This window comes from Hyphomonas sp. J20-32, from assembly GCF_055808555.1.
Map to the genome: position 1 here is coordinate 3,242,506 of NZ_CM147873.1, position 16,400 is coordinate 3,258,905.

The 16,400-nt window shown below is 60.8% G+C and carries 15 protein-coding genes; 7 read left to right on the forward strand and 8 right to left on the reverse strand.

The window, feature by feature from the left end; all coding sequences use genetic code 11:
* Positions 1 to 31 precede the first annotated feature (31 nt).
* Together AC0L7I_RS15750 and AC0L7I_RS15755 are read left to right on the forward strand one after the other, a co-directional pair.
* Positions 32 to 715 (forward strand): winged helix-turn-helix transcriptional regulator, encoded by a 684-nt coding sequence (locus AC0L7I_RS15750; RefSeq protein ID WP_473397374.1) that lies wholly within the window; start codon positions 32 to 34, stop codon positions 713 to 715.
* 146 nt (positions 716 to 861) lie between these two features.
* Positions 862 to 1,782, forward strand: a complete 921-nt coding sequence (locus AC0L7I_RS15755; protein WP_473397375.1) for a hypothetical protein — start codon at positions 862 to 864, stop codon at positions 1,780 to 1,782.
* Here AC0L7I_RS15755 and AC0L7I_RS15760 read toward each other — a convergent pair.
* The 3 genes from AC0L7I_RS15760 to AC0L7I_RS15770 form a co-directional block, all read right to left on the reverse strand.
* Positions 1,718 to 3,190 carry a lipopolysaccharide biosynthesis protein gene (locus tag AC0L7I_RS15760; protein WP_473397376.1) on the reverse strand — a complete coding sequence of 491 codons (1,473 nt, stop codon included), beginning with the start codon at positions 3,188 to 3,190 and terminating at the stop codon, positions 1,718 to 1,720. The genes AC0L7I_RS15755 and AC0L7I_RS15760 overlap by 65 nt on opposite strands.
* Before the next feature lie 230 nt (positions 3,191 to 3,420).
* Positions 3,421 to 4,383, reverse strand: coding sequence for a peptidoglycan-binding domain-containing protein (locus AC0L7I_RS15765; protein WP_473397377.1), 963 nt, complete (start codon positions 4,381 to 4,383; stop codon positions 3,421 to 3,423).
* Between the two features lie 289 nt (positions 4,384 to 4,672).
* Positions 4,673 to 5,527, reverse strand: coding sequence for a TauD/TfdA dioxygenase family protein (locus AC0L7I_RS15770; protein ID WP_473397378.1), 855 nt, complete (start codon positions 5,525 to 5,527; stop codon positions 4,673 to 4,675).
* Between the two features lie 99 nt (positions 5,528 to 5,626).
* On the opposite strand from AC0L7I_RS15770, the gene AC0L7I_RS15775 reads away from it, so the two are divergent.
* Both AC0L7I_RS15775 and AC0L7I_RS15780 read left to right on the forward strand, forming a co-directional pair.
* Positions 5,627 to 7,444 carry an ABC-F family ATP-binding cassette domain-containing protein gene (locus AC0L7I_RS15775; protein WP_473397379.1) on the forward strand — a complete coding sequence of 606 codons (1,818 nt, stop codon included), beginning with the start codon at positions 5,627 to 5,629 and terminating at the stop codon, positions 7,442 to 7,444.
* A 65-nt stretch (positions 7,445 to 7,509) separates the two neighbouring features.
* Positions 7,510 to 7,995 (forward strand): PAN domain-containing protein, encoded by a 486-nt coding sequence (locus AC0L7I_RS15780; protein ID WP_473397380.1) that lies wholly within the window; start codon positions 7,510 to 7,512, stop codon positions 7,993 to 7,995.
* On the opposite strand, the gene AC0L7I_RS15785 is transcribed toward AC0L7I_RS15780, so the two are convergent.
* Positions 7,992 to 9,590: a peptide chain release factor 3 gene (locus tag AC0L7I_RS15785; RefSeq protein WP_473397381.1), complete on the reverse strand. Its 1,599-nt coding sequence runs from the start codon at positions 9,588 to 9,590 to the stop codon at positions 7,992 to 7,994. The two genes, AC0L7I_RS15780 and AC0L7I_RS15785, sit on opposite strands and share 4 nt — an antisense overlap.
* A 148-nt stretch (positions 9,591 to 9,738) precedes the next feature.
* Here AC0L7I_RS15785 and AC0L7I_RS15790 point away from each other — a divergent pair, with 148 nt between their 5' ends.
* Positions 9,739 to 11,862 (forward strand): vWA domain-containing protein, encoded by a 2,124-nt coding sequence (locus tag AC0L7I_RS15790; RefSeq protein ID WP_473397382.1) that lies wholly within the window; start codon positions 9,739 to 9,741, stop codon positions 11,860 to 11,862.
* A gap of 6 nt (positions 11,863 to 11,868) precedes the next feature.
* Here the strand turns inward: AC0L7I_RS15790 and AC0L7I_RS15795 are convergent, their stop codons facing one another.
* From AC0L7I_RS15795 to AC0L7I_RS15805, 3 genes are all read right to left on the reverse strand, one after another.
* Positions 11,869 to 12,243: a hypothetical protein gene (locus tag AC0L7I_RS15795; protein WP_473397383.1), complete on the reverse strand. Its 375-nt coding sequence runs from the start codon at positions 12,241 to 12,243 to the stop codon at positions 11,869 to 11,871.
* Between the two features lie 100 nt (positions 12,244 to 12,343).
* Positions 12,344 to 12,685, reverse strand: a complete 342-nt coding sequence (locus AC0L7I_RS15800; RefSeq protein ID WP_473397384.1) for a DUF1491 family protein — start codon at positions 12,683 to 12,685, stop codon at positions 12,344 to 12,346.
* Positions 12,686 to 12,733: 48 nt separating this feature from the next.
* Entirely contained in the window at positions 12,734 to 14,347 is a 1,614-nt protein-coding gene (locus AC0L7I_RS15805; RefSeq protein ID WP_473397385.1) for a sensor histidine kinase, read from the reverse strand.
* A gap of 149 nt (positions 14,348 to 14,496) precedes the next feature.
* Here AC0L7I_RS15805 and AC0L7I_RS15810 point away from each other — a divergent pair, with 149 nt between their 5' ends.
* Together AC0L7I_RS15810 and AC0L7I_RS15815 are read left to right on the forward strand one after the other, a co-directional pair.
* Positions 14,497 to 15,474, forward strand: a complete 978-nt coding sequence (locus tag AC0L7I_RS15810) for a hypothetical protein (protein ID WP_473397386.1) — start codon at positions 14,497 to 14,499, stop codon at positions 15,472 to 15,474.
* Between the two features lie 89 nt (positions 15,475 to 15,563).
* Positions 15,564 to 15,983 (forward strand): SufE family protein, encoded by a 420-nt coding sequence (locus AC0L7I_RS15815; RefSeq protein WP_473397387.1) that lies wholly within the window; start codon positions 15,564 to 15,566, stop codon positions 15,981 to 15,983.
* A 10-nt stretch (positions 15,984 to 15,993) separates the two neighbouring features.
* On the opposite strand, the gene AC0L7I_RS15820 is transcribed toward AC0L7I_RS15815, so the two are convergent.
* The gene (locus tag AC0L7I_RS15820) at positions 15,994 to 16,338 is read right to left on the reverse strand and encodes a helix-turn-helix domain-containing protein (RefSeq protein WP_473397388.1); all 345 of its coding nucleotides are present in this window, start codon (positions 16,336 to 16,338) and stop codon (positions 15,994 to 15,996) included.
* Positions 16,339 to 16,400: the final 62 nt, after the last annotated feature.

The window sequence follows — 16,400 nt, forward strand, 5'->3', positions numbered from 1 at the left end:
CGGTAGGGCCAAGCACAACCGAGGAGCGCCTATGCCATCTGTTTTTGGACAATTTTGCCCGGTCGCCCTGGCGTCCGAAGTGCTGATGCAGAAATGGATGCTGCTCATCCTGCGCGAGATGAATGCCGGAAGCACGCGCTTCAATGACATCCGGCGCGGCGTGCCCCGGATATCAGCAACCCTGCTGAAACAAAGGCTGGACCAGCTCGAGCTTGCCGAGATTGTGTTTCGTCGCCCAGTCGCGGAAGGCGGGGTCGACGAATATGTGCTGACGACTGCGGGGCGCGAGCTCAAGACCGTTTTAGGGGCCATTGGCGAATGGGGGCAGCGCTGGGCGCGCGACATCGATCCCAACGACCTCGACCCGGGATGGCTGGTCTGGAGCATGCACCGCCGCCTCAACCTCTCAGAACTGCCCGCCGGGCGCACCGTGCTGGAAATTGCTTTCACCGATGCCGAGAAAGACCAGCGTTTTTTCTGGCTGGTCTGCGACCGGGAGAGCGCCGAAGTGTGCGTGAAACCAACCGGATTCGCGATTGACCTGCGCGTCATCACCAGCGTCCGGGCCCTGGCGGAAGTGTGGCGGGGCATTCGAAACCTGAAGCCGGAACTCGCCAGCGGCAACATTCGGCTGGAAGGCAGCAAGGGCCTGAAACGCACGTTCCCGGACCTGTTGCTGCTGAGTGGATTTGCAGGAACGCAGCGGCAGCGCTGAGGCGGCGAAACAGCAGTGTGGCGACAGTGTCTTGCCACCCGAACCGGGGAATTTTCGCTACGCGGTAACCAGTTCCCAACATGATTGGTGTAGGCGTCTGAGACTTACCGGGTCTGCCAGACCTGCTGTCCAGGAGCGCGTCGTTCATGAGCAATTCCAAACCGCGCCTGGCGATTATCCACGAACTGTCCTACGTGCCGGGCGACCGGCGGCACATGATCGTGCTGATCGAAGAGGCGCTGGCGGCGATGGGTGTGGACATCGTGCACATCAACAAGGCCACCGGCTATGTCCCGGCCGATGCCGCCTTCGTCCATATCGACCAGTCGATCATCTCCCCTGAAGCCCGGGCACTGGCCCTGCGCTATCCGGCGTCGATCAATGCCTATGCGACGGATATCCGCAAGTTCAGGTACATTGACGGCCTGCTGGGACGCGGCAATTCCTGTGACGCCCCCGTGATCGTGAAATCGAACCTCAACTATGCCGGGATGCCCGAGCGCACCGCCGCGCGGCACCACGGCCCGCTTGCGCGCCGCCTGCTGAGCCGCATCGCGAACCGCCTTCGCAGGCACTCGAAATATGCGATCCAGTCGAAAGAGGACTACCGCATCTATCCGACCCTGACGGATGTGCCCCGCCACTATTTCCGCAACGATTATGTCGTGCAGAAATTCATGGCGGAAAGCGATGGCGAAAAGAACGTGCTGCGCGAATACATATTCCTGGGTGACCTTCATTACGAAAACATCGAACGGTCGGACAAACTGATCATCACCGAGGACGAGCATGTCTCGTGCAAGCCGTTCGAGCCGCACCCTCACCTTTTGGCAACGCGCCGCAAGCTCGGCCTGGATTATGGCAAGATCGACTACACCCTGATCGATGGCGCGCCGTTCATCTTCGACGCCAACAAGACCCTTGGGCTTGGCGAGTATGGCGATTCAGAGTGGCTGGCCGACGATGTGGCGAGCATGCTGCGGGCATTCGCTGACGAGGTGTTCAGGCTTGTGACTGCGCAAAAAGGCGCGCCAAAACCTGACGCTCAATTCCTTGAGGTCGGTTAGCGGCGATCCACAGTCCGGCATGCGCGGAAAGATACACGACTGCGCCGAGCGACGACAAGGTGCCGACCTGAACCAGCAGCCCTGTAATTCCCTGAGCGGGATCATTGAACAGTGATACGCGCGCCCATGTAACAGCGCAGGACATGACCAGCGCAGCCGCCAGCGACCGACCTACGACCGCTATTTGTTGAAGCACTGAGACGTGGATCACTTTCGTCATCAGGCGGAAACTGAGCCCGCACCAGATGGCGGCACCGAACACCCCTGCCCAGAGGACGCCAACCATGCCGAACTGGAGCGCGCCAAACACCATCACCGGAATGTACAAACAGGCCGAGACGGCTTTGAGAAAAAAGACCGACCGGGTGCGCCCGAGGGCCGTGGCGATGGATACACTGATTGCGCCGAGCAGGTAGATCGCCGTAATTGGCGCCGCAAAAGCCAGGACAAGCGCGGCTGCTGTCCATTCCGTCCCCAGCGTGATGGCGACAATCTCTTGCGCCAGCAAACCGATACCGACACAGATTGGCAGCGAGATGGCAAAACTGGCGTGCAGGCTGGACAGGTAGGCGGCGCGAACGCGGTGGATATCTTCCTGGATTGAGCTGAATGCGGCGAACATGGTCCGCTCCATCGGCGCGTAGAGGAACAGTTCCATCCGGTCAGCAAACTGAATGCCGACCGAATAAGTGCCCAGCATCGCATTGCCGAGCAGCTTGCCTATGAACAGGCTGGTGGCGGACTCGCGCAGGCTGTCGGCAATATGGGCGAGGCCGAGCCAGACCGAGAAGCCGAAAAACTTGCGAAACTCCGACAATGACAATCCCGGCACTTGCGGGCAGAGCGCAAATGACATGACCAAGGCAACAACCCCGGACGCGATCAAGCCGAGAGGCAGGGCCCAATAACTGCCGGTCTCGAACGCAACCCAGAACATGACCGCAAAGGATGCGATCTTCGTTCCGATTTCGACCATGGCTTCCCATTTGAAATCCATGTTGCGGATGTACATTTCGAATCGCGAATTCCGGAATCCCAGGAGGAGCGGGTAAACGGCCAAAGCACTGATGACGGCCAGCAGGCGCGGGTCTCCAAACACGGCAGCAACCGGCCAGGCCGCGGCCAGCATCAGAACCGTAACGATGAGGCCCCGGAGAATGTTCAGGGTCCAGGCCGTATTGAAATCCCGGTCCGCAACGGTTTTCAGCTGAACCAGCGCGGCGCCGACTGGCAATTCGACGACGGCGCCAGCAATCGTGAATACGCTCATGGCAACAGCAACGAGACCGAAATCCGCCGGAACCAGCAGCCGGGCAGCGACCAATGTGCTGACAAGGCCAATTGCCTGGCTGACAAAACGCCCAAGCAGGAGCCAGGCTGTTCCGCGCAGGATCATCATTTTCAACATGGACAATCCACCGGGTGAAACTCCTGTCGCCAGTCGGGCCTGGCCCTCTGCCGCTAGACGAGTCCGAGCAAGATACATGCCCATCTTATGGTTTATGGATTGCGAACAGGGTGTCCGGACTGGCTTACCGGCCTTCAATCGCCATTGGCTTGTCCTAGGTTTCCAATAATCGGCAAAAAGGCCCCGCAAACCGTCCGGTTCGCGGGGCCAATTTACAGGTGAATTGGGCCTTAGTTCTTGGTCAGGCCGAGCGATTCAACCGTGGAGACCGTCAGGTAACCGACCGGCAAGCCATTGGCGCGCTGATAGGATTCCATGGCGTCGAGGGTCGCCGGTCCGAACTCGCCGTCGATCGGTGCGGTGTAGCCGGCATCCGTCAGAGCTTTCTGGACAGCCGAGATCTTGCCAGGCGTTGCGTTCGTGTCGCAAAGCACTTCACGCCATTCGAGGCTGCCACCGCCGCTGACGACACGCTTTTCGATCGTCTTGTACGTGGCCGGGATGACGATGGTTTCTTCCGACGCAGCCGTCACCAGCTTCTGGACAGAAATGGTCTCGTAGACCGCCGGGACGATCTCTTCGATCACTTGTGCCGGCTGGCTGACTACCTGACGCGTCACGGTCTTGTAAGTAGCCGGCACGATGTTGGTTTCGGTGCGCTCAGGCGACACGAGACGTGTGCGAGTGACGGTTTCGTACTGGGCCGGCACTTCGACGCGGCAAAGCAGCTCGCCAGTCGACACGCCATTGGCCGATGCCGAGGCATCGATCGCGCGGCCATAGAGGCCGTTGCCCGGCTTCCAAGTCGTGTAGGCTGCGCGCGTCATGACCTGCTCCGAGTATGTCTCATACTGCGCAGGAACGACGACCGTATCGGTGCGCTCTGGCGTCACAAGGACCTCTTCGGTCACGGTTTCGAACGTTGCCGGAATGACGCGGACATCCTTGGATTCTTCCTTCACCAGGATCTCTTCGGTCACGGTCTCGTAGGTTGCCGGAATCAGTTTGATTTCCGTGCCTTCGGGACGGTCGACGACCTGCTCGGTCACGATATTCGTGGTTTCCGGAATGAGCACGCGCGCATAGCAGGTGCCTGCGTCGGATTCCGGCGGATAGTCAGCCGAACCCTGCGCGAACGCCATGCTGGCGAACGCCGTCGCAGCAGCCGAAATCAAAAGCATTTTCTTGGACATGTTTATTTTCCCCTTTGGCACCCTGACGCTCACACGCCGGGACACCCCATTTCAATTCAGTGATCGAATTCTGGTGTGCGATCCGACCTCCACTAAGTACATTGCGCAGCCAGGTCGACGGACTATCATCCGCCAACTGAGCAACATGAGCCCCTCATGAAACTTCCGTAATGAATGCTATATGAATATGAACGGAATCGACTGCAATTGACCGGCTTACGCCCCCGATACTCGCGTCATACGAGAATATCGAGCGTTTGCACCAGTCCCCACAGTCCTGCCGAGCAAGTCAGGCGTCAGCGTCGAAAAAGGGCCGGTCGCCGGCAATCGTGACGCGCTCCATGATGCGTGTATTGGGAAAATAGTCGCTCGCGGCATAGTGCTGGCAGGCGCGATTGTCCCAGAAGGCGATGGAGCCCGGCGCCCAGCGGAAACGGCACTGGTATTCGGGGATAGCTGCACGCGAGTATAGGAATTTCAGTAGCTCATCGCTCTCGGCCCGGTCCATGCCCTTGATATGATCCGTGAACGCTGTGTTTACATAGATCAGTCGCCGCCCGGTTTCCGGGTGCGTGCGAACGACCGGGTGCTCCATCAGCGGGAATTTCTCGTGCAGGGAGGATGAGTCCTTGCCGAGGCGCTTGGCAAAGACACGGGCGATATCGTGAACGGCCGTCATGTTGCAGAGGCGCGCCTTCAGATCGTCGTCGAGGCCGTCATAAGCCATGACCATGTTCGAGAAGAGCGTATCGCCGCCGACTTCGGGAAGCTCTATTGCGCGCAGGATGGAGCCAAGCGAGGGCTTCTCGCGCCAGGTGACATCAGAATGCCAGGCATTCTCCATGCCGCGGGACTTGGGGCCGTGGACAATGCGGAGCACTTCACGGTCTGGCTGGTCCTTCGGCGTGGCCGGGTGAATTTCAAGTTCGCCGAAAGCACGGGCAAATTCGATGTGCTGGGACCGGGTGATGTCCTGATCGCGGAAAAACACGACCTGATACTGCAAGAGGGCAGCGTGGACTTCGTCAATCAGCGCATCGCTCGGCGCGGCGAGGTTCGCGCCGATCAGCTCGGCCCCGATGCCAGGCGACATGGGCCGGGCGTCAAACTGGGTAAAGTCGCCGGAAAACTCGGAATACGGCATGTCATTCCTCCCATTTTCTTTGAGACTAGCACCTTGCGCCGAAATTGGGAGAGCATGCAGCCCCTAGCGCTGATGGCTTGCGCAGGTTATCTGCCGCGCATGGCCCAACCTCCCCTGATCTCCCTGTCCGACGTCCGCCTGTCACTTGGCGCAAAGCCCCTGTTCGAAGGGGTGACTCTCAGCCTGTCCAAAGGTGAGCGTGCGGCGTTGGTAGGACGTAATGGGGCGGGCAAGTCGACACTCATGCGGATCATCTCCGAACAGGCAGAAGCCGATAGCGGCCAAGTGTGGCGCCAGCCCGGAACGACCTTTGCGACCGTGGTGCAGGAACCGCGCTTTGACGGGTTCGACACCGTGCTCGACTATGCCAGCGACGGGCTCGAATTCACTTATATGGCCGAGGCCGAGTTGATGGAATTCGGCGTCGACCCGGCCGCTGATCCGAAGACGCTGTCAGGCGGACAGCAGCGGCGCGCCGCGCTGGCGAAGGCCTTTGCGGCAGAGCCTGACGTGATCCTGCTGGACGAGCCGACCAACCATCTCGACGTTCCGATGATCGAATACCTCGAAGGTCGCCTGAAAGCGTTCAGCGGCGTTGTCCTCGTGGTCAGCCACGACCGCCGGTTCCTGGAGAACATATCAACCAATACACTGTGGCTGCGCCAGGGCGTCGTACTGAAATCGCCGGAAGGCTATGTGAAGTTCGACGAATGGGCCGAAGCCATTGAAGTGGAAGAAGAACGCCAGCTGAAGCGGGTGACAACGCAGCTGAAAGCCGAGCAGCATTGGCTGGCGCGCGGCGTCACGGGCCGACGCAAACGCAACCAGGGCCGCCTCGCCAAGCTACACGACATGCGCGCCCAGCATGGCGCGATGCGCGCAGCGCTGAACGATCGCAAGAACACGGCCGAATTCAGCGCGGGCGTCGGCGAATCGATGAGCAAGAAGGTGATCGAGGCAAAGCACGTGTCGAAGACGTTCGACACGCCGAACGGGCCGCTGGTGATAGCCAAGGACCTGTCTCTGAAGATCCTGCGCGGCGACCGGATCGGCATTATCGGGCCGAACGGCGCGGGCAAGACAACGCTGGTACGCCTGCTGCTCGGCGAAATCGAACCCGACGAAGGCAGTGTGCGCCACGGCAAGACGCTGGACGTGACCTATCTCGACCAGACGCGGGACACGCTGGATCCGAAGGATACGATCTGGGAAGCCCTCGCGCCGGCGGGCGGCGACTCGCTGATGGTTCAGGGCCAGCAACGGCATATCGCAGCCTATGCGAAGGACTTCCTGTTCAAGCCGGAACAGCTGCGCCAGCCTGTCGGAGCCCTTTCGGGCGGAGAGCGCAACCGGTTGGCCCTGGCGATTGGCCTCGCCAAGCCATCAACCCTGCTGGTGATGGACGAACCGACCAACGATCTCGACCTGCAGACGCTGGACCTGCTGGAGGACATGCTGCTGGCATATGAGGGCACGCTGTTGCTGGTGAGCCACGACCGGGCATTTCTCGACAGCACCGTGACGAGCTGTCTCTGCCCGCTGGGCGATGGCAAATGGGTGCAGACAGCGGGCGGCTGGACTGACGCACAGGCGCAGCTGGCGCATGTCCGCCGTGACGCTGACGCCGAAGCCCGGACGGCAAAAACAAAACCGGCCGACACGCCGAAGGCCAAGCCGCAGAAAAAGCTCTCCTTCAAGGACGAACACCGCCAGAAAGAGATCGACGCATTGATCCCCAAATTGAGGGCCGAAGTGGCAGCACTGGAAAAGGCGCTCGCGGATCCGGGCCTCTATGCGAGCGACCCCAAGGCCTTCAACACCAAGTCCGAGCGCATCGGTGCGGCGCGCGCGGAGGCCGAAGCCGCGGAGTTGGAATGGCTGGAAATCGAGGAAAAACGCGAGGCACTGGCAGGCTGATGCCACAACCCTTCCTTAACCGGCGGCGCCTAGATTCCGATGCTGGATATATGGGAGATCAGCCAATGCGCCCTTCATGGATGCTTGCGATTGCCGCCTGCCTGGTGGCGCCTGCTTTTGCCGATGCGCCAATGTCGCTCAAGGCCGATGCCGTGGCGGCTCCCGCACCGGTTGGCCTTGAACAGGGCCTGTATCGTTTCGGGGCGACCTATAGCGTCGTGCCCGCCGAAAATGCGCTAGGCTGCCAGACGGCCTGCGCGGATGACGCGGCCTGCCTGGCCTGGAGCTTCGTGTCTGCCGCAGGAGACGCTGCCGCGTGGTGCGAGCTTAAGCGCAGCGGCGGCCGGATCGAGCGCAATCCGATGGCCGTATCCGGTTTCTCGCCGCGCCATGAGGCGATATTCATGCCGGTTGCCGCCGATCCCGCCGAAGAGCTTCTCGGTGATGAAACGGAGTTTGACGCAGACCACATCAAGGCCATCACGGTCGAGATCGAGAAAGTCGACATCGATGGACCGACAGACCTGACCAAGACTGAACCCGAAAACTAGAGCGAGCGTTCCTTCGTTGCCGTGAAACGGATCGCCGGGTTCTTTTCCTGCGCGTAGCCGACATCCCAGGCGTTCTTGGCCAGATAGACCGGCGCGCCATCAAGATCGGTTCCCGAGGCCGACTTGTTCCGTTCCATGAATTCCTCAAGCTTGACCGGATCGTCACACGCCAGCCAGCGGGCGACATTATACGGCGCCTGCTCGAAAACAACCTCAAGATTGTATTCCGCCGCGACGCGTTCGGTCATCACTTCGAACTGCAGCTGGCCAACCGCACCAACGATCATGTCGGAACCGATCGCGGGCTTGAACAATTGCGTGACGCCTTCTTCGGCAAGGCTTTCGAGTGCCTTGCGCAGGTGCTTGGCTTTCATCGGGTCTTTCACACGCGCGCGGCGAAGAAGCTCCGGCGCAAAGTTCGGAATGCCCGCGAACTGGATCTCACCGCTTTCCGACAGGCTGTCGCCAACGCGCAGCTGGCCATGGTTGGGCACGCCGATCACATCGCCCGCATAAGCCGTCTCCGCAATCTCCCGATCCTGCGCGAGGAACATGAGGGGGTTGTGGATGTTCAGTTGCTTGCCGCTTGCGCTCTTCAGGCGCATGCCGCGCTTGAACTCACCTGAGCAAAGCCGAAGGAAAGCGACGCGGTCGCGGTGGTTGGGGTCCATGTTCGCCTGAATCTTGAACACGAAGCCGGAAACATCCGGATCGGACGGTTTGACCTCTATGGGAGCGCCCTTGCGTTCCGCTTTCTGGACGCGCGGCGGCGGTGCATAGTCGCGCAGCGTGTTGAGCAGTTCGGCCACACCGAAATGACGTAGCGCCGAACCAAACACAACCGGCGTCATGTTTCCCGCCTTGAAGGCTTCCTCGTCGAATGCCGGGAGAAGGCCTGTGACCATCTCGACGCCTTCGACAAGTTCCGCATACACATGATCATCCAGCTTGCCGATGAGCGCCTCGTCGCTGCCGGGAATTCGGCTAGCCGGGCCGATATGAGGCGGCTCTCCGGGGCGCCTGTCGAACTGGCAGAACTCCCCCGTCGTGAGATCCTTCATCCCGGCAAAGCGCTGGCCGGATGCGGCAGGCCAATAGAGCGGCGCCGTGTCGAGCTGGAGCTTGTCCTGAACTTCATCAAGCAGTTCGATCGGCTCGAGGGCCTCGCGGTCCATCTTGTTGATGAACGTGACGATCGGAATGTCTCGCATGCGACAGACCTCAAACAATTTGAGCGTCTGCGGTTCGATACCCTTGGCAGCGTCAAGCACCATCACAGCGCAATCTGCCGCCGTCAGCGTGCGATAGGTGTCCTCGGAAAAGTCTTCGTGGCCCGGCGTGTCGAGCAGGTTGAAGACCAGGTCGCTGTATTCAAATGTCATCACCGAAGCCGAGACCGAGATTCCGCGATCACGCTCGATCTTCATCCAGTCGGAACGCGTACGCCGCTGCTGGCCGCGCGCCGCGACCTCCCCCGCCGCACGGATGGCACCACCCGCGAGAAGGATGTTCTCGGTGAGCGTCGTCTTACCGGCATCCGGGTGCGAGATAATGGCGAAGGTACGCCGCCGGGCGGCTTCCTGAACATGAGACATTGGGATTCCGGACAAATTTGGTTTCAGCCGCCAGCCCCTAGCCGATTTAATGGCGGTATTGAAGGGGTGGAAAGCGGGTTCGCGCCCAAGGATTGTCTTGCTATGCTGCATGCGGCGGCAAACACGCGTGAATAAGGGTACGCTTGTCATGTTACATTCACGCATTCTGTCCTCTGGCTGCGCGGCGGTCGCCCTTTTGGCCAGCGCCTGCGGCCAGCCCAAACTGCCGACACCGGAAGTGCCGCCGACAATAACAGAAGACACGGACGAGCCTGCGGCACCTGCCGATCCGGCGAGTGCTTCGGCCGAAATGCTGAAGGGTCCGATGCAAGTGATGATCGTGATGGACTCGTCCGGCTCCATGTGGGGCCAGATTGATGGACGCTCGAAGCGTGACATTGCCAGCACCGCCATGCAGACATTGGTGACCAGCGGAGCGGAACTCAGCGCGGCTGGTCTCATTGCTTATGGCCATCGCCGCGAAGCCGACTGCAATGATATCGAACTGATACGTAGGCCGGGCGCAAACGAGCCGCTGGCGGATTCCGTGGAAAAACTGGTCCCGACCGGCAAGACTCCCCTGACAGCCGCCGTGGAGACGGCTGCCGAAGCCCTCGATATCCAGGAAACACCCGCAACCGTTATCCTTGTGACAGACGGGATCGAGACATGCGATGCCGACCCGTGTGCGGCCGCTGCGGCGCTGGAAGCGCGCGGCATCGATTTCACCGTTTACGTTGTTGGCTTGGGCCTGAGCGTTGACGAGGGGCGGCAGGTTGCCTGCATCGCCGAGGAGACAGGCGGAAAATACATCGAAGCATCGAATGCGGAGGAATTGTCCGAAGCGCTGGAATCGGTTTCGGATGCCATCGAGTCCGGGCCGCCAGAGGCGGCTACAGATACGGCGACTGCCTCGATCGACGGACCCGTCTCCGTCGAGATCGGGTCAGATTTCAACGTGGCCTGGGTAGGTCCGGGTACCGAGTCCGACTATGTCGATCTCGTGCCTGCGGGTCATGACCTCACAAGTGGCGAGATCTCTTTTGGCTACACAAAGCAGGAAGGCGATGTCCCCCTGCGTGCACCCGGGACGCCCGGTGCGTACCTGCTGCGCTATGTCTGGGCAGCTCCGCAGGGCCGAACGGTGCTCGCAACCCGGCCGATTGAAGTAACAGACGCACAAGTCGCCCTGATCGCCGATCCTGCCGTTGGTATTGGTGACAAGCTGAGGGTTGCGTGGCGTGGCCCCGGCAATGACGGCGATTATGTCGACATCGTGCCACGCGGCGATACACGGACGAACGACGAACAAGCCCATGCCTACGTCAAGGGCCAGGACACGCTTGTCCTGCGCGCACCGGGAAAGCCAGGCGCGTATGACCTGCGCTATGTCGCATTGGCCAGCGACGGGAAAAATGTAATCCGTATACTGCCGCTAGAAGTTACTGAAACAAAGGTCGACCTGGCATTCAATCCGTCGGCCGTTCTTGGGGAAATACTGACTGTCGACTGGTCGGGTCCAGGGGCGCCTGGCGATTATATCGACATCGTTCCCAGAGGCTATAAGCGTACGAGCGGCGAAAAATCTTTCGCCTACACGAAAGGCGGCAATCCACTGGTCCTGAACCTGCCAGGCGAGGCGGGCGAATATGACGTGCGCTATGTCCTGCAGTCATCCGATGGCCGAACTGTGCTGAAATCCGTTCCGCTGGTGCTGGGTGACAGGATATTTGCCGTCGCGCCGGCCAAGACCAGCGGCGTGATCGGCGAGACGATCAGCGTGAACTGGACAGGCCCGGGGAATGATGGCGACTATATCGACATTGTTCGGCGTGGCTTCGACCGTACCAGCGGCGAGAAATCCCACGCATACGTGCGAACAGACAATCCCCTTTCGATCCGGCTGCCAAGCGAGCCAGGCGCCTACGACCTGCGCTATGTATTCGTGTCATCGACCGGGCGGACCGTGAAGGCTGTGAAACCGATCACCGTGACCAAGGCCGACGTGACGCTGGAGACTCCCGAGAGCGTCAATGCCGGTGAGCCGTTCGCCGTCAACTGGACGGGGCCCGGCTACGCCAACGACTATATCGACGTCGTTGCGGAAGGCCACACGAGCGCCAGCGGCGAGCTTTCATTTGCATATGCAAAGGAAGGACAAGTTCTGTCGCTGAAGGCACCGGACAAGCCGGGCACGTATACGGTGCGTTACGTGTTGCAAGGGCCAGATGGGCGCAAGGTCGTCAAGACAAGGCCTCTCCAGGTCGACTAGGCTGCCTCAGGCAGCGAGTGGCCAGATCTCGGCAATGTCAGGCAGCGTGCCGTCTTTTTCCGCGCGGTTCTTCAGCGAACGAAGGATGGCTTCGGGCAGAATAGTGAGGCGCGGTTCAGCGACAGTGTCGCCAAGGGCCGGGAAAAGCGCGGCATTCGCACCGGTTTTTGCGATGATCAGTGAACCGAGATCCTGAATCAAGACCTCGTCGATCGGTACGTTTTCGCGCACATGATCAGCGACAACACGGGTGACGAAGTCTAAAGCATCACGCGCTCGCATGCCATATGGATCTCCGCAGCCAAGGCTTTTCCAGCGTTTGGAAAGATGAATCTCCGGGATGTCTATCTCGGCGATCGTATCGTTGAGCAAGAAAAGCATGCCAGCGTCCCCAGGCAATGGATTCACCCGAAGGCTGCCTTGGACGGGTTAACAGGCGGTTTACCCGCTCGCGCTCTGGCTGAATTCGCCTCAGGCCAGCCTAGTCGGTTTCAATGTCTTCCGTGAGGAAATGGCGCCCCTGCTTGTCTTCGATCTCGACCACCCAAAGGTCGCTGTCACGCTGGCGCGCGCGTTTGACATACGCATCGACGCTTGCCTCATCCGGACCGACGCCCTGGATTGTCAGGTCGCGAAAGACGCGCTCGCCTTCGAGATTGGTACTGGGCGTATAGGCCGCCGCCGTGCCATCAAGGCGCGCTACCTTGATCAATGTGTCACCACGCGACGCGTCGCCCTTCTGAACCACGAACGCTGCCGCGCCTGCGACCTCGGCGCGGCGAATGAGGGCCTCAACCCATAATTTGGACGGCAGGCGAACCATGAAGGCGACTCTTGCTTGTTTTCGAGGGAGCGGCAAGCCGCTTGCCGGCTATTCAGCAGCGTCTTCGAGCGGCGTCACATCGGTCATGTCTGCGAGCGGCAGGGTCACTTCGGCGCGTGTACCCTTGCCGGGCCGGGACTGCAGGTTCAACTGGCCGCCATGGAGCTCGGCAAAGCTTCTGACCACTGCCAGGCCGAGGCCTGTGCCAGCGCGCCCGCGTGAATTGCCGCCCTGCGCGAAGGGCTCGGTCACGCGCTTGAGGTCTTCCTCGGACATGCCTGCGCCCTTGTCGATAACGCTGAGCACCGCAGCCCCTCCTGCTTCGTATGCGTCCAGCGTGACTGTGCCGCCGCGGTCGGAATACTTTATCGCGTTTGAAACGAGGTTCTGCCATATCTGGCGCACGGCACGCGCATCGGCCTCGGCCCAGACCTCGTTGTCCGATTTGATCCTGAGCTTCACGCCGGCGCGTTCGGCCTGGTTGTCGAGCTGGCGGACAATCGACTGGGCTGACGCAACAAGATCGACGGGTTCCGGTTCAAGGCGCTGGCGGTCGGCATTCGCCTTGGCAAGGTCAAGAATGTCTTCGACGAGCAGGAGCAGGTCCTGCCCGCTTTCGTGAATGATGCCGGGATAGTCGGCATAGGCCTCCGGCAGAGGCCCGCGTATCTGGGCCCGCATCATGTCGGCATAACCGAGGATGGCATTGAGTGGTGTTTTCAGGTCGTGACCCAGCGATGCAAAGAAGGCCGTGCGATCCTGCAACTGGGCGGCTGCAGCCTCAAGCGCTGCAGAGGTTTCCGCTGCCTGGCGCTGCGACGCGCTGATATCGTGCAGCAGGAGCTGTGTACCAGTGACACCGGCTTCGGCGGAAAAGGCAGCCAGACGCCCATCGGCCAGCTTGACCTCACCCTGCACCAGACCGGTTTCGGGGCGCAGGCCGGACAGGTCTGCGTCCGGCTCGAACAGGTCCGCCAGCGGGGCGCCCGTTTTGGCGGCACCCAACCCGAGCGTGTCGCCCGAAAGGCTCCGAATGCGGCCTTCCGGCGCAATGTCGAGCAACAGAAGACCGGACGATGCAGGCAGGACGCATGCCGGCGTGGCGGGCACGGCGTCGGCCTGTACGCTTTCCTCGACAATGGGTGCGCGTGCGCCGTACCGGTCTTGCACAAGCACCCAGACCAGCAGGCCGGCGAGCACGAGACCGCCAAAGGCGACAGCGACCGTCAGCGGCAAGTAGTTTTCCGCTCCCGGAGGGAGGAGTTCGAAGCGACCCATCACCAGAACGGCGAAATAGGCGACAACGCCGAAGATCGCTGCTTCGGCGGCCATGTCCGTGTCTTCGAGGTTCAAAGCCACTAGCGGCGCCAGCACGAAAAGGATTGTCAAAGGCGAAGTCGCCCCGCCGGTCAGCGCGACCCCGAGTACGGCCAACAGGGTCCAGAAGATGACCAGAAGCGGAGCAGCATAGGAAGAGAAGTCCTTCTCTTCACGAAAGAACACCAGGCCGACGACGGCAGGCAGAATGGCAATCACGGCGCCGCTCGCAAGGGCTGCAATTCCGATTCCCCGGAGCGCAGCAATCAGCGCAGCGGCCGCAATCAGGGCCAGCCACGTTAGATTAACGAACTGTAATCGCTTTTGCATCATGCGGGGGGACATATTAACATCCCATAGATATTCCTTAGGCATTCTCGCCCCCGTACCCATCGTTTGCTGTATTTGTAATGTTCTCGACAGGCAAGGTGAGGTTCCCCAAGTGGGGAAGATGGGGCAAGACTATCGCGTGTCGCGTGAGGGAGATTGAGACCATGAAATCCATCAGAATGATTGGGGCAGCAATTGTCGGGCTCGGGCTGGCTGCTGGAGTAAATGCCCAGGGCACAGATCCGATTTCGGACACGGCCGCTGTCTACGCCACGTACCAGTCCGATGTGACCGACGTGAAGGAAAAGCCGCTGACTTCGGCAGGCGATATCGACCATGCGCTCAACTCGCTGGGCGGTCACAATCCGGACCAGCTGTCCAAGGGCTGGATCGCCTATTCCGCGCTTATCGCATCGCAAAACCCGGAATACCGCGCCGCCGTTCGCGACATTGAAAGCTTCTATGGACGCGAAGTGTTCGAAAACGGCATGCGCAATGACGTGCGTTACGCCCGCACCCTGCACGGCGGCGACAATGCCGTGAGCGCAGCCCTGACGGCCACCGAAGCCGACAGCCGCCGCCTGAACAGCGCCGCAGCCTATGTGAAGGAACAAGCCTATTCGCTGCAAGCGTCCGGCTGGGCAAAAGCCAAGATCGGCAATTCCGGCAACAAGGCAAAGAAGCTGAATTCCAGCCAGGCGACCGGCATTCCCGCCAAGCTCGGATTGCTGTCCGCCATGAACGCCAAGGATATCGACGCCGTTCTCGTCCAGGCAGGCAGTTCCGGTGCCCCATCGCTTTGGGACAATGTCTCCGGCGCCGCCAGCGCGATCCGTTTCCCGGCCGCCATGACATCCGGCCTGACGGGCAACCGCAAGCGGGTGAAGTTCGGCAAGGAGCCGATTGCAGACCAGATTGCGACGCTGGCCGCCTATCGCGTTCTGGGTGCCAGCACCGAGAAGAACTCAAGCCAGATCAATTCCGCGATGGCCGAACGTGAGACCAAGGGCTGCCTGAACATGGCCAACCTGAACCTCCAGCAGTGCGTTGCCGCCGCCAACCAGCAATATGAAGTGCCGTTCTGCATCGGTGAGCACGCCCTGTCTGACGTCGGCAAGTGTATTGGCGGCGTCTACCAGTAGGCCAATGGCCCCGTCCTGAAACAGACCCCCGGTGGCCGGTTGCGGCGCCGGGGGTTTTCTTTTGCGCGGCGATGCCCCATTTCAGGCGGATGAGCATCGAAACGGCAGCTGACAACATACGTGAAGAGTTTTCCTGGCTTGACGATTGGGAGGCGCGCTATGCGCACATCATCGATCTGGGAAAGGCCAACCCGCCCCTGTCAGGCGACGAGAAAACCGAGGAAACGCGTGTGCGCGGATGCGCGTCACAGGTCTGGATGGTTACGCATGTCGAAGACGGTCGCCTGATGGTGCGCGCTGAATCGGATGCGATGATCGTGTCGGGCCTGATCGCACTACTGGTGCGCCTCTATTCCGGCGCGCTCCTGTCAGAGGTCGAAGCGTTCGATGCCAAGGTCCTGCTGGACGAGATCGGCGTGACGGGCGCCCTGACAGCGCAGCGTTCGAACGGCCTCGCTTCCATGCTCGACCGCATCCGCCAGGATGCACGTCAGGCACTCGCCGCCTGACACCGCCGCGTCAGGCGACCGCTGGCGCCTTGCTCATCGTCACGACGCTGGACAGGCCCATCGACAATTGCTCGAGCCAGTCGTCGAAGTCCGGGTCGTCGCGCTTGTCCTCGACGAGGCGGCAAGCATAGGCAATTGTCGAGCGGTCACGGTCGAAGGCGCGCGCAACGCGGGCCAGGCTCATGCCGAGCGCAACGTGCGTGATATATATCGCGATGTGCCGGGCTCGCGCCTCGATGGGACGGCCGCGCTCAGGCGAAAGCAGGACTTCGGACTTCAATCCGAGCGCATAGGCTGTCAGCGCAGCAGCCAGATAGGCGCGGTCTTCGTCTTTCTGTGGATCGAATTTCGCCATCACTGTCTCCTTCTGGTCTGGCAGGTAGAAGACTACCCGCCATTCGAAGGTGTAGGATAACT